Annotated in this window: 12 protein-coding genes; 5 read left to right on the forward strand and 7 right to left on the reverse strand. The window is 52.8% G+C overall.

Annotation, left to right across the window (positions count from 1 at the left end; all coding sequences use genetic code 11):
* Nucleotides 1–33: 33 nt before the first annotated feature.
* A complete protein-coding gene (locus tag Q4491_RS05745; RefSeq protein WP_303455628.1) occupies nucleotides 34–1074 on the reverse strand; it encodes a porin in 1041 nt (346 codons plus the stop codon).
* A 381-nt stretch (nucleotides 1075–1455) separates the two neighbouring features.
* Here Q4491_RS05745 and rlmA point away from each other — a divergent pair, with 381 nt between their 5' ends.
* The 5 genes from rlmA to Q4491_RS05770 all read left to right on the forward strand — a co-directional run bounded on the left by rlmA (nucleotide 1456) and on the right by Q4491_RS05770 (nucleotide 6584).
* The gene (rlmA, locus tag Q4491_RS05750; protein ID WP_303455629.1) at nucleotides 1456–2307 is read left to right on the forward strand and encodes a 23S rRNA (guanine(745)-N(1))-methyltransferase; all 852 of its coding nucleotides are present in this window, start codon (nucleotides 1456–1458) and stop codon (nucleotides 2305–2307) included.
* 127 nt (nucleotides 2308–2434) lie between these two features.
* Nucleotides 2435–3391: a ChaN family lipoprotein gene (locus tag Q4491_RS05755; protein WP_192017017.1), complete on the forward strand. Its 957-nt coding sequence runs from the start codon at nucleotides 2435–2437 to the stop codon at nucleotides 3389–3391.
* 416 nt (nucleotides 3392–3807) lie between these two features.
* Entirely contained in the window at nucleotides 3808–4776 is a 969-nt protein-coding gene (locus Q4491_RS05760; RefSeq protein ID WP_218382790.1) for an ABC transporter substrate-binding protein, read from the forward strand.
* 62 nt (nucleotides 4777–4838) lie between these two features.
* Nucleotides 4839–5765, forward strand: a complete 927-nt coding sequence (locus tag Q4491_RS05765; RefSeq protein WP_192017015.1) for an ABC transporter permease — start codon at nucleotides 4839–4841, stop codon at nucleotides 5763–5765.
* A gap of 24 nt (nucleotides 5766–5789) precedes the next feature.
* Nucleotides 5790–6584: an ABC transporter ATP-binding protein gene (locus Q4491_RS05770; protein ID WP_192017014.1), complete on the forward strand. Its 795-nt coding sequence runs from the start codon at nucleotides 5790–5792 to the stop codon at nucleotides 6582–6584.
* Nucleotides 6585–6651: 67 nt separating this feature from the next.
* Here Q4491_RS05770 and Q4491_RS05775 read toward each other — a convergent pair whose 3' ends face one another.
* The 6 genes from Q4491_RS05775 to ribBA form a co-directional block, all read right to left on the reverse strand.
* On the reverse strand, nucleotides 6652–8313 hold the full coding sequence (locus Q4491_RS05775; RefSeq protein WP_303455630.1) for a hypothetical protein: 1662 nt from the start codon (nucleotides 8311–8313) through the stop codon (nucleotides 6652–6654).
* 135 nt (nucleotides 8314–8448) lie between these two features.
* On the reverse strand, nucleotides 8449–8934 hold the full coding sequence (pgpA, locus tag Q4491_RS05780; protein WP_192017012.1) for a phosphatidylglycerophosphatase A: 486 nt from the start codon (nucleotides 8932–8934) through the stop codon (nucleotides 8449–8451).
* A 3-nt stretch (nucleotides 8935–8937) separates the two neighbouring features.
* Nucleotides 8938–9915 (reverse strand): thiamine-phosphate kinase, encoded by a 978-nt coding sequence (gene thiL / locus Q4491_RS05785; RefSeq protein WP_192017011.1) that lies wholly within the window; start codon nucleotides 9913–9915, stop codon nucleotides 8938–8940.
* 71 nt (nucleotides 9916–9986) lie between these two features.
* Nucleotides 9987–10457, reverse strand: coding sequence for a transcription antitermination factor NusB (nusB, locus tag Q4491_RS05790; RefSeq protein ID WP_027252928.1), 471 nt, complete (start codon nucleotides 10455–10457; stop codon nucleotides 9987–9989).
* Nucleotides 10457–10927 (reverse strand): 6,7-dimethyl-8-ribityllumazine synthase, encoded by a 471-nt coding sequence (ribE, locus tag Q4491_RS05795; RefSeq protein ID WP_027252929.1) that lies wholly within the window; start codon nucleotides 10925–10927, stop codon nucleotides 10457–10459. Before ribE ends, nusB begins: the two co-directional genes overlap by 1 nt.
* Nucleotides 10928–11098: 171 nt before the next feature.
* Entirely contained in the window at nucleotides 11099–12202 is a 1104-nt protein-coding gene (ribBA, locus tag Q4491_RS05800; RefSeq protein ID WP_192017009.1) for a bifunctional 3,4-dihydroxy-2-butanone-4-phosphate synthase/GTP cyclohydrolase II, read from the reverse strand.
* Nucleotides 12203–12248 lie beyond the last annotated feature (46 nt).

Raw genomic sequence — 12248 nt, forward strand, 5'->3', positions numbered from 1 at the left:
TCCGGCCTTTTTATTGTCTTTGTTGCGAGCGGCTTAGAACTCGTAACGAATACCCAGTTGGTAGAAGTCTTCGTCGGCATCACCGCCGAAACCGCCTGAAACACCATTTGTACCGTCACGGAATACATAGCTGGTGAACAGAGAAGAACGGCTGGTCAGGTGATACTGAGCTTCCAGCGTAGTGTCTTTCAGCTCCAACTCGTCACCGTCGGTGTTTTCCAGGTTGCGGTAACCAGCACGCAATGTCCAGTCGGTGTTCAGATCATAGATGGCAACCACTTCCCACACTTCATCTTTACTCTTGCTTGGGCCGCCGGCATCAACTTCGTCTTCAGAGTACTCTGCACCTAAAGTGAATGCATTGATGCTGTAGGTGGCACCCACACCCCAGAAGTTATACTCATTACCGTCTTTGTCTTCGCTGTACTGATACGCCAGCACAGGCGCCAGGCGTCCGCCCTGCCCCAGATCCAGCGTATAGCGCAGCGCGGCGTTCATACCGTTATCCAGTGAATTACCGAACGCGTTTTTATCATTGTTACCAAAAATATAGCCAAGAGAGAAATCTAAGCCATTGATACTGTTCTGGTATTGCAGCGTCGCATCCTGACGGAAAACCTGGACAGCGGTACCATCGACCAGCTCTGCCTGACGAGCTGCGGCGATATCAGACAAAGCAAACACATCAACGATGTCGGTAAACATGATAAGACCAGAAGCCACACGGCCACCCGTCACTTTACCCATTTCTTTACCGTCGATACCGGCCCAGACATAACGAGGGGACAGGCTGTCACCACCAGAGTTTTCGGCTTCAGCCGCATTAACCTGGTATTCAGCCCAGCCAATCACAGAAAACTGATCATTGATTGGCTGAGAACCACCCAGGCCAAGACGCGCATCAAACTCACCGTTGGTGTCGCCATCATCGGTGGCTTTGTCTGTAATGTTGTAGCCAAGACGGCCGTAAAGATTCACTTCACTACCATCTTCGCCTTGATAGATATTCGCCGCGTAGCTTGCGCCACTGGCAAACACGCTGGAGATAATTGCCGCTGCTAGTGTTTTTTTCATTTTGGTTTCCTTGAGTATGTGTTCTGAGTGACCACAACGCTGATGGCACTCTAAGCGCAAAAAACAGGTTAGGTTGCTGAGCCAGACACAGGGAAAAGGCAACCAAAGCCTGTTGCCGGCATCATAAAAATGCATAACCCAATCCAAGCATAGAGCAGAGGTTCACTTTATGCGCGACCAGATTATCTTTTCTCCCTGAATAAGCCCTTAATAAAACTGGGTATATGGGTTATTGATTAATTAGGATATTTTTCTGCGAGAAAGATCACCTTTTATCTCAGGCTATTGGGCTTATTACTCAGGCCACCGGATCTTTCCCTGCGCTTCTATGCCATACCCAAACAGGTTACAATCCTTTGTTTTCAGCGTTGGTGCTTTCTTATGTCCTATCAATGTCCCTTATGCCATCAGCCTCTTCATCATCAGCAACATCAATGGCGTTGCCAAAATAATCATCAGTTTGATCAGGCTAAGGAAGGATATGTCAACTTAATGCCTGTTCATCATAAAAGCTCAAAAAATCCCGGTGATAACAAAGAGATGATGCAGGCAAGAAGACAGTTTCTTGAGGCAAATCACTACCGGTTAATGAGAGAAAACATTGTTAAACTTCTGACTGTGCATCTGCCGGAGAACAGCAAGAAAATGCTGGATATCGGGTGTGGTGAAGGCTATTACACCTCCTCCTTTACAGCTCTGAGCGCCAGCCACCCGAGCCTGGAAGTGCACGGCCTGGACATTTCCAAAGTGGCCGTTCGTTATGCCGCCAAACGCTATCCGGATTGCCACTTCTGCGTGGCATCCAGTCACAGACTGCCGTTCGCCGATCAGAGTCTGGATGCCATGGTGCGCATTTATGCGCCATGCAAGGCGGAAGAAATTGTCCGCACGCTGAAACCCGGTGCGGTTTTATTAACAGTGACACCCGCTCCGCGGCACTTGTATCAATTGAAAGCACTCATTTATGACGACGTCAGGCTGCATGATACTCAGCCTGAAGTTCTGCCGGGTATGTCCTTGGTGCAGGAAGAACAGCTGCATTACACCATGAGCTTAAATGGCAGTGAAGCAACGGCACTGATGCAGATGACACCGTTTGCGTGGAAAACCAGTGACGCTGTCTGGCAGCACCTGGCGCAGCAACACGCATTCAGCTGCGAGGCAGATTTCACCCTGCGCGTTTACCAAAAATCCGCAACAGTGGATGATTCCGAACAGGATAATTGCAACTAATTCTCATTTCTATTGAGTCTGTCGTCAGTCTTCAATATCATACGGCCCATGACATAACCCCCTGAGGCTATCATACTGATTCTTAATATAAGCTCGGTAAGTATGCTTCAGACAAAGGATGGTATACATGAAGACTGGCTACGCGATGCTATTAGCCGCCCTGCTGAGTGGCTGTGCCACACAGCCAACATCCAGCACAACAACGGCTGCGACTCCTCCAACTCTGTACGATTACACCATTCGATCTCCTTCCGGGGCCGAACTGACAGAACAAGCCCTGGCGAATGCGCTGTCCGATGCGGATATCGTACTGGTGGGTGAATGGCACAGCCATCCGGGCACTCACCTGCTGCAAGCCCGGCTGCTGGCGGCACTGTATGCCAATAGCCCCAGACTGGCTTTGTCCATGGAGCAGTTTACCCGCGACAAACAGCAGGTCGTTGACCAGTTCCTTCACGGCGAAATCGGTGAGCAGGTACTGATCAAGCAGGGCAATGCCTGGCCGAATTATGAATCCGATTACCGTCCCCTTGTCGACTTTGCTCGCCAGCATCAGCTTGATGTGATCGCCGCCAATGCGCCGAAATCCATCGTCCGCTGTGTCGGCCGTTACGGGGCTGAATACCTGAATCGACTTCCAGTTACTGAGCGTAAGTGGGTGGCCCAGTCACTTACACTGAGAAATGACAAATACAAAGAAAAATTCACTGAGTCTATGCATCATGGTGATCCTGCCCAGTCTGAACGACAATTTGCTGCTCAGACCAGTTGGGACGACACCATGGCTGAAAGCATGGTCAACTACCTGCAAGCCCACCCAGACCACCAGATAATGCACGTCGCCGGGCGCTTTCACACCGCAGAAGGATTAGGGACAGCTTCCCGTATTTTGTCGCGCAATCCGGCATTGAAAGTGGTGATGGTCACCCCGGTAACCGCCGACAACCCTATCGCTGCAGATGCACCGGATTTTCAGGTTGAAGTCATGCCTCTGCCGCCCCGTTATATTCAGGAAGCCAATATGAAAGCGGCTTTTGCCCATATCGGCAAGCGCAACAATACACTTCAATGTATTGCTGAATAACACCTTTTTCCTGTCATGGCAGTCTGTACAGACTGCCTTCCTCGAACTTCCCCTTGCTTTGCTCAGAGTCTCACCACACCAGAGAATTGTTCATAATTCATCCAGCCGTGCAGCCGAATTCGCTCCTGCTGAGTCATAGCTCATCATGCTCACAAAAATACCAATAAAAAACATGACTCTGATTTTCACTGACATTGTATATTTTTCAACCTGAAAATCATCTAAAACACAATATAATAGACCATGTATAGAGTATTTAGCAGTTACTTAGCCCCGCTCAATGTTACAGTGTTGTTAATTTTTGGATGTTCTTTCTTTTCTCATTGCGCTAAAACATTATGCCAATGATGGGTGTTTCTGATGGCACAGCTCGCCGGCCCATCTTTGTCATCACACCAGTACAAGGATTGCATACTATGAAGGGAAACAAATTGCTTTCGGCAGCCTGCATCGCTGCGGCGTTAGCCCTAACGGCGACACCAACCTTAGCCGAAATGGCCAAAGTGGCTGTGTCTCAGATCGTTGAACACCCGGCGCTGGACGCCACTCGTCTGGGCCTGCTTGATGGCCTGAAAGCGAAAGGCTACGAAGAAGGCAAGAATCTGGAATTCTCCTATCAGACCGCGCAGGGTAACCCTGCGATTGCGGTGCAAATTGCCAAACAGTTTGTCGGGGAGCAACCGGATGTCCTGGTGGGTATTGCAACACCAACAGCACAGGCACTGGCTGCAGCCACCCGTTCTATTCCTGTCGTTTTTACTGCAGTCACCGATCCTGTTGGCGCTAAACTGGTGCGTAATATTGATCAACCCGAGCGCAACGTCACCGGTCTGTCTGATTTATCCCCTGTCGCACAACACGTCGCACTGGTGAAAGAAATTCTGCCAGATGCCAAACGCATTGGTGTCGTTTACAACCCGGGCGAAGCCAATGCCGTCGCACTGGTTGATTTACTGCGCAAAGCCGCCAAAGAACAAGGCATGGAAGTGGTAGAAGGAACAGCCCTGAAAAGTGCTGATGTACAGTCAGCAGCGCAAATCGTTGCCTCAAAAGCTGACGCGCTCTACGCACCAACAGATAACACTGTGGCCAGTGCCGTTGAAGGCTTAGTGAATGCCGGCAATCAGGCAGGCATTCCAGTTATCGGCGCCTCTACTACCTACATTGAAAGTGGTGCACTGGCGGCACTGGGCTTCGATTATTATCAGGTGGGTGTTCAGACCGCAGACTATGTGGATGCGCTGCTCAAAGGCAAGAAAGTTTCTGAACTACCGGTAAAAGTTGCTGTAGGTTCAGATCTGGCTCTGAACCAGAAAGCTGCCACCAAACTGAACATTACCTTCCCTCAGGCTCTGGTTGACCGCGCGACCTCTATCGCCAAGTAACCTTACCTCTCTATCGGGCACCGGCGTTCCAGCCGGTGCCAGCAAGGAATAAGGAGTTGTAGATGTCTTTCTTTGCTTTGATCGGTACCTTAGAAATCGGCTTGGTTTACGGCTTGGTTGCTCTGGGGGTTTACCTGACATTTCGGGTACTGGACTTTCCTGATCTGTCTGTCGACGGCAGTTTTCCAATGGGCGCAGCCGTTGCGGCAACAGCCATAGTGGCTGGTGTGAATCCGTGGATGGCAACAATGCTGGCAATTCTGGCCGGCGGTATGTGTGGCCTGGTAACAGCCTTTCTGGCAGTACGTTGCGGTATCTTGCACTTACTGGCCAGTATTCTGACCATGATTGCTGCTTTCTCTATCAATATCCGCATTATGGGTCGACCAAACCTGGCCCTGCTGGGTGACGATACTATCCTGACCCCATTCGAAAACTTTGCCTTCGAAAGCGGCCTGGATGCGGGACTGGTACGCCTGGCTGTCGTGCTGGCTCTGGTCATATTCAGCGGCTGGTTCGTTACCCGGTTGCTGGCCAGTGACTTCGGCCTCGGACTGCGCGCTACCGGCGTAAACAGCCGTATGGTGAGCGCACAAGGCGGCAGTACGGCGCTGTATACCTATTTTGGCCTGGCGCTGTCGAATGCCTTTGTCGGCTTCTCCGGCGCTCTGTTCGCGCAAACCAATAACTTTGCCGATGTCACCTCGGGTGTGGGTACGATTGTGGTGGGTCTGGCAGCGGTTATTCTGGGTCAGACACTGATTCCGGGCCGCAAGATCTGGGTGGCCGTTATCGCTGTGATTCTAGGCTCAGTGCTCTACCGGCTGGCCGTTGCGTTTGCCCTGAGCAGTGGCATGTTTGGCCTGCAGGCTTCGGATCTGAATCTGATCACTGCAGTACTGGTCGCCCTTGCTCTGATTGCGCCTAAGATGAAACGCAATTTTCAGCGAAAAAAGAAGCAAACCGTCGCAGCAAAGAAGCTCGCGTAAGCCGGAAAAGAAGGTAGTAACACTATGATTGAACTCAGTAATATCCGCGTTACCTTCAATGAAGGCACCATTTTGGAAAATCAGGCCCTGCGCGGGGTTAACCTGACAGTGCCGGAACGCCAGTTTGTCACTGTTATCGGCTCAAACGGTGCCGGTAAATCGACCCTGCTCGGTGCTGTCAGCGGTGAAACACCTATGTCAGACGGCAAGGTAGTCATTAATGGTGTCGACGTGACCAGCAAAGCCGTGCACGAGCGGGCGCAATATGCTGCCCGGGTGTTTCAGGATCCACTGGCTGGCACCTGTGCTTCACTCACGATTGAAGAGAACATGGCGCTAGCTGTCCAGCGTGGCAGCCGCCGTACCTGGAAGCTGGCATTATCTTCCCAGCGCCGTAAGCTGTTTCAGGAACGCATCAGCATTCTGGGGCTGGGACTGGAAGATAGGCTGAGCGACAGCATTGGCCTGCTGTCCGGCGGCCAGCGTCAGGCTGTCAGTCTGGTCATGGCCACACTGGCAGACAGTAAACTCTTGCTGCTGGACGAGCATACCGCCGCGCTCGATCCGCGTATGGCCGCTTTCGTGCTGGAGCTGACCAAACGGGTAGTCGAAGAATTCGACCTGACCGTCCTGATGGTCACCCACTCAATGAAAGATGCGCTGGCATACGGCGATCGTACCGTAATGCTGCACCAGGGCAATATAGTGCTGGATGTGGCAGGACAGGAGCGCGCTGATATGGACGTGAAGCACTTGCTCGACATGTTCAGTAAAGTGCGTGGCGAAGAGCTGGCCGACGACAGCCTGCTGCTGGGCTGATCCCGATACCCAGTTTTCGATAAGACCTTCAAAAGGCGGCTCATCCCGCCTTTTTTATTGCTCTTGTTTATTGCTCTGGCCCTGCTTTTTGTAATACCGCCCCTTCATAGCCTCCGAGCTCAATGTAATTCATCGGCTCGCTGGTGGTACCGTCGTAAAAGATCCGGATATAGGTACCCGGCAGGGAGATGCGCATCGGTTTCGCTTCCAGAAAGCGACTCTGACCCGCTTGCTGAACCGCCCGGTAAAGTACCAGCCCGTGCTCATAGCGGCGAGCAATCACCCCCTCTGAGGGCTGTTTGCCAAACCAGCCAGTGCGGTACAGCCAGAACCAGTGAACAGGCGCGACCTTGTAGCTGCCCAGCACAGAATCGCGACTGTCACCACTGAGCGGCTCAGCCTGCCACCAGACAGGCTTATAACCTTTAGGTGCGGATACCGGATCGCCGAGATCCACCCTGAGCATGGCAGTCGGCTGATAGACCCAGTTTTTAGGCAGCCCTGGCCGGTACCAGTCCCGCATACTGGTATTGGTACTGTCAACGCTCAGGCTGCCGCTCCAGTTGTGATAGTAAGTCTGGCCCGGCAAATTAAACAGATAATAGAGTGCAAGCCCGGTTTCGACATCCTGATGCCAGGCTCTTTCATCTCCCGGATGGAGATAGCTGTGGCCATCACGCATCGACACCATCAGCACACTGTTGGCTCCTTCGGTACTCAGCGCAAAATGTTGCCAGCTTTGCTGAATACGGGCCAGCCCCATTGCCGGTGTTAGAAAGCGAGGGCGAACCCAAAAATCAACCTGCGAGCGCAATGGCGCGGAAACCGTCTCATCGGGCCATAACGCCAGTCCGGAAGTTGAAACGCCAAGAAGAGCAGGATCGAGCTGTTGTTTTAGCTGACCCAGAAAATCAACCAGTTGCGCCAGATAACGCTCTTCTGCTTCCGGGGTACCGGCCTGTAATGATAACTCCAGGATCTGACCACCACTCACTACCGGCAGAATATCAGGCCCGAGCAAAGGTCTCAGACGAGAGGTATAACCGCCGTCTGCTGCCACCTGCCGCCAGTGGTAGCGATACCAGTTGATCAGTTGCGCTCGAACGGCAGAATCAGAGAGGTTAGTCCGAAAAGTGCAGATGCCGCCTTGCAGCCGGCCGGTCAGCAATACCCGGGCCTGATATGCAAACCGAGCGCTGGCCAAGGGGTTCAGCCGCTGCTGATATTCCGCGTCGCTCAGTTGCCCGTTACTGTCTTTGTCGTTTACCGGATCCCAGCCCGGAATGGTCAGGGTATCCGCGGTCCTGCTCAGCCAGGGTTTGGCTTCCAGCAGGCGGTCTAATTGCAGGTTTGTAGCGCTGAGTGACAGCCGGGTATCTTGCGCAAAATGCAGGAATGCACTTTCCGGATCCCGGCTATTTGCGCCGGCCTGCTGCGCCAGCCAGCGCTGCTGCTCATCGGGTTCACAAGACAGGTTTTGAGCGTGAAAAGGTAGCAGTACTGTACCAGCTTCATTCAGCGCGGCCGATTGCCAGTTGCCCAGCACCAGATCGGCATGGCGGAACTCCCAGCGCGTCACCGCTTCGACAGAATCAAACCGTGAGGTAGACAGCGGCTCTTCCCACCCTCCCGGTGTCAGCCAGGCACTGCCTGTCGACGGATACACCTGCGCCCGGGCAACACCGGTCAGCAACAGTAGAACGACAAGGATCAGATTCACTCTCTGCATCTTATTCTCCCAGGATCCTCTCCCCGGTTCAGCTTAAGGATAGTGTGAATCGTGCTGTGAAGTTGGGTTAAAAATTGGACAAAAAAAACCGTGCAGCTTGCACGGTTTGAGGGTTTTACCTGCTGTGATTCGCGGCTACCAGCCCATCCAGTGGCCCACGCCCCACAGGGTGATCATAGCCATAAAACCAGCGAGGATGTCATCTATCATGATACCCAGCCCGCCGTGGACATTTTTATCCAGCCAGCTGATCGGCCAGGGTTTTACCATGTCGAAAAAGCGAAATAAGATAAAACCGCTGACGACCCAGGGCAGACTCATAGGCGGGGCAACAGCCATGGTGATCCAGAAGCCGACAAACTCATCCCACACTATGCTGCCATGGTCATGCACGCCCATATCCTGGGCGGTATTGCGACAAATCAGCACCCCAATCACTGCCGCTGCCAGCGTAATGCCGATATAAGCCGCATAAGGTAACTGAGCCAGCAAGTAATAGAGCGGGACAGATGCCAGTGTACCGACAGTTCCCGGAATCACCGGAGACAAACCGCTGCCAAATCCCGTGGCCAGAAAATGCCAGGGATTACTTAATTTGATATAAAGTTTGGGATCTCGCACTACTTACCCCGAAAAATGATCGTATCCACGCAGCTGCCAGTCCAATTGCAGCCCGTTTCGCTCAAGTACAACATTGCTGCCGGGCCGGATCTGGCCAATACAGGTTGCTTTCACCCCGGCATGAGACAGAGCAACATCCAAGGTACCACGGTTATGGGCTGGCACGGTGAAGCACAGCTCGTACTCCTCGCCGCTTGTCAGCGCCATCTTGATGGCCGCATCCCTGTCTCCGCCACAAAATGCCACCAGCTCGGGTGACAATGGCAGGCTGTCGGCATCAATTACCGCCCCCACCTGAGAGCGGTTCAGGATATGGCCCAGATCAGCAATCAGACCATCGGATATATCCAGTGCCGAAGAGGCAATGCCCCGTAATGCCTGACCGGCCAGCACCCGCGGCTGAGGTTGATAGTGGCGATTAAGAAGATGTTCAGCTAATGCAGCATCAATATGCTTTGCCTGCTCCAGCAACACCGCCAGCCCTGCCGCACTGTCGCCAAGACAGCCAGTGACATAAATCCAGTCCCCGGAACCCGCCCCGTGCCGCGTCAGCGCTTGCCCGTGAGGCACAAATCCCTGAATGGTCAGTGTCAGGCTCAGCGGGCCTTTGGTGGTATCCCCGCCAATCAGCTGTACCTGATAGTAATCGGCCATCTCAAAAAAGCCATCACAGAACCGGGCTAACCAGGCTTCGTCGGCTTCCGGCAGAGTCAGCGCCAGAGATACCCAGGCAGGCGTGGCACCCATGGCCGCTAAATCACTTAAGTTCGCAGCCAGGGCTTTTTTAGCCAGCAGCGCGGGATCCATACCGGGCAGGAAATGGTTACCGCAAACCAGTGAGTCCGTGCTGACCGCAAGGTGGCTACCTGCAGGTGCCTCAAGCAAGGCGCAGTCGTCACCGATGGCCAGCACCACATCCCGGCGCTGGACCGGCTGGCGGGCAAAATAACGGGCTATCAAATCAAATTCATTACTAGCCATAAGAGGTCAAGTCGGTTGCTGAAACTCAGAAAAAAGGCCAGCAGAGCTGGCCTCAGTTCGCATCGAAGCGATTATGCTTTTTTACGTAAAACCGGGGCCAGCTTATCCAGCACACCGTTTACGAATTTATGGCTGTCTTCGGCACCGAAGATTTTCGCCAGCTCAATCGCTTCATTAATCACAACTTTGTACGGTACGTCTTCACGCTTCATGATTTCGTACAAGGCCAGACGCAGTAGCGCCAGTTCCATCTGGTCCAGATCCTGCAAAGGACGTGACAGATAGGGACGCATCTTGCTGTCCAGTTCCTGATGGTTCAGCACCACTCCGGTGAACAAGTCACGGAAGTACTCAACATCAGTGTGCGGTGCTGCCAGTACAGGAGCATCAGCCCGATGAGCTTCTTCTTCAAACTGTTCGCCAGACAGAAAATGCAGCTCGATATCGGCAGCATTTTCTTTGGTGATTTGCCAGGAATAAATGGCCTGGACGGCAAAGTGTCGTGCGTTACGACGTGCGGCTGGTTTCACTCTAACCCCCATTAGGATTCAATTTGGGACAGGACATTTACCATCTCAAGCGCGCTGAGTGCAGCCTCTGCCCCTTTATTACCAGCCTTGGTACCGGCACGCTCGATGGCTTGTTCAATTGTGTCTACAGTCAGAACACCAAATGAAACCGGAGTGTTGTACTCCAGAGCCACCTGAGCCAGACCTTTATTACATTCACCGGCAACATACTCGAAATGCGGAGTACCGCCACGGATCACAGAACCCAGTGCCACGATAGCATCGTAGCGATCGCTTTTAGCAACTTGCTGGGCGACCAGAGGCAGCTCATAAGCACCAGGACAACGAACAACGGTAATGTTGTCGTCGCTTACCTGTCCCTGACGTTTGAGTGCGTCCAGCGCACCCGCCAGCAGGCTGTCATTGATGAAACTGTTGAAGCGACTGATAACAATAGCAATTTTTGCGTTGGGTGCCGCAATGGCGCCTTCGATTACCTTCATGGGCCTTCCTGTGACTATGTCTTTTCTTTCCGGATTGAGAAACCGCGGGAGTCTATCACAATTTATACATGATACCAATTGACTTCACTGTCAAGGCTCTCCCGGCAGCGTTATGCGATCTCTATTCCGGATTAGGGATTAATAAAAACAGTGCGTTAGGGTCAACAGACCTTAATCGCAAATATATTCCACCACTTCCAGTCCGAAACCGGACAGTGAGTGATAGCGCTGATTGCTGGACGACAGCAGACGCATTTTGCCAACACCTAAATCCGCCAGGATCTGCGAGCCGACACCCACCTGACGTGACGGGTTCTTCGGATTCAGTTTCACACCAGGCTGACCATCGGCCTGGGCTGCCAGATTCTTCACTTTGGTGATAATGCCTTCCTGGGTTTCATGGCGATTGAGAATCACCATCACACCGCCTTCCTCAGCGATACGCTGCATGGCCATCGGCAAAGTCCACTGCGACGCCCCGGAATGCAGGATATCTTTGAAGGTGTCCTGCAGGTGAACGCGAACCAGCGTCGGATTCGATGGGTTTACGTCCCCTTTACGCAAGGCATGGTGAATTTGGTTGTCGATAGTATCGCGATAGGTGATCAGATCGAAATCGCCAAATTCCGTTGGCAGACTGCATTCGGCCACACGCTCAATCGTGGTTTCGTTATTGTTACGGTATTCGATTAAATCGGCGATCGTCCCCAGCTTTAGGCCGTGCTCGGCGGCAAACACTTCCAGATCCGGGCGTCGTGCCATGGTGCCATCCGGGTTGAGGATCTCAACAATCACACTGGATGGCTCAAGACCTGCCAGACGGGCGATGTCACAACCCGCTTCAGTATGGCCTGCGCGGGCAAGCACCCCGCCTTCCTGCGCCATCAGAGGGAAAATATGACCAGGCATGACAATATCGGCAGGAGACGCATTCTGGGCCACCGCAGCCTGCACAGTACGGGCACGATCCGCTGCGGAGATCCCTGTGGTCACGCCGCTGGCAGCTTCTATCGATACGGTGAAATTGGTACTGAACTGTTCCGCGTTATCCTGCACCATCAGTGGCAGTTTCAGCTGCTGACAGCGGGCCTGCGTCAGTGTCAGACAGATCAGGCCGCGACCGTGAGTCGCCATAAAGTTGATCGCTTCAGGGGTAATTTTTTCCGCGGCAATGATCAGATCGCCTTCATTTTCCCTGTCTTCGTCATCCATCAGGATAACCAGCTTACCCTGACGTATATCTTCAATGATGTCCTTCGCGCTACTCAACGCCATGTTGTATTCCCTCTACCCAAATGATTGTCGTAGTACTTAATCTTGC

Origin of the sequence: Photobacterium sp. 2_MG-2023, assembly GCF_030547675.1 — a bacterium.
Classification (GTDB): domain Bacteria; phylum Pseudomonadota; class Gammaproteobacteria; order Enterobacterales; family Vibrionaceae; genus Photobacterium; species Photobacterium arenosum.

Excerpts from the sequence above, each read along its gene's own strand:
- Q4491_RS05745 (WP_303455628.1), bottom strand. The coding sequence starts at position 1,074 with ATGAAAAAAACACTAGCAGCGGCAATTATCTCCAGCGTGTTTGCCAGT.
- rlmA (WP_303455629.1), top strand. The coding sequence starts at position 1,456 with ATGTCCTATCAATGTCCCTTATGCCATCAGCCTCTTCATCATCAGCAA.
- Q4491_RS05755 (WP_192017017.1), top strand. The coding sequence starts at position 2,435 with ATGAAGACTGGCTACGCGATGCTATTAGCCGCCCTGCTGAGTGGCTGT.
- Q4491_RS05760 (WP_218382790.1), top strand. The coding sequence starts at position 3,808 with ATGAAGGGAAACAAATTGCTTTCGGCAGCCTGCATCGCTGCGGCGTTA.
- Q4491_RS05765 (WP_192017015.1), top strand. The coding sequence starts at position 4,839 with ATGTCTTTCTTTGCTTTGATCGGTACCTTAGAAATCGGCTTGGTTTAC.
- Q4491_RS05770 (WP_192017014.1), top strand. The coding sequence starts at position 5,790 with ATGATTGAACTCAGTAATATCCGCGTTACCTTCAATGAAGGCACCATT.
- Q4491_RS05775 (WP_303455630.1), bottom strand. The coding sequence starts at position 8,313 with ATGCAGAGAGTGAATCTGATCCTTGTCGTTCTACTGTTGCTGACCGGT.
- thiL (WP_192017011.1), bottom strand. The coding sequence starts at position 9,915 with ATGGCTAGTAATGAATTTGATTTGATAGCCCGTTATTTTGCCCGCCAG.
- nusB (WP_027252928.1), bottom strand. The coding sequence starts at position 10,457 with ATGGGGGTTAGAGTGAAACCAGCCGCACGTCGTAACGCACGACACTTT.
- ribE (WP_027252929.1), bottom strand. The coding sequence starts at position 10,927 with ATGAAGGTAATCGAAGGCGCCATTGCGGCACCCAACGCAAAAATTGCT.
- ribBA (WP_192017009.1), bottom strand. The coding sequence starts at position 12,202 with ATGGCGTTGAGTAGCGCGAAGGACATCATTGAAGATATACGTCAGGGT.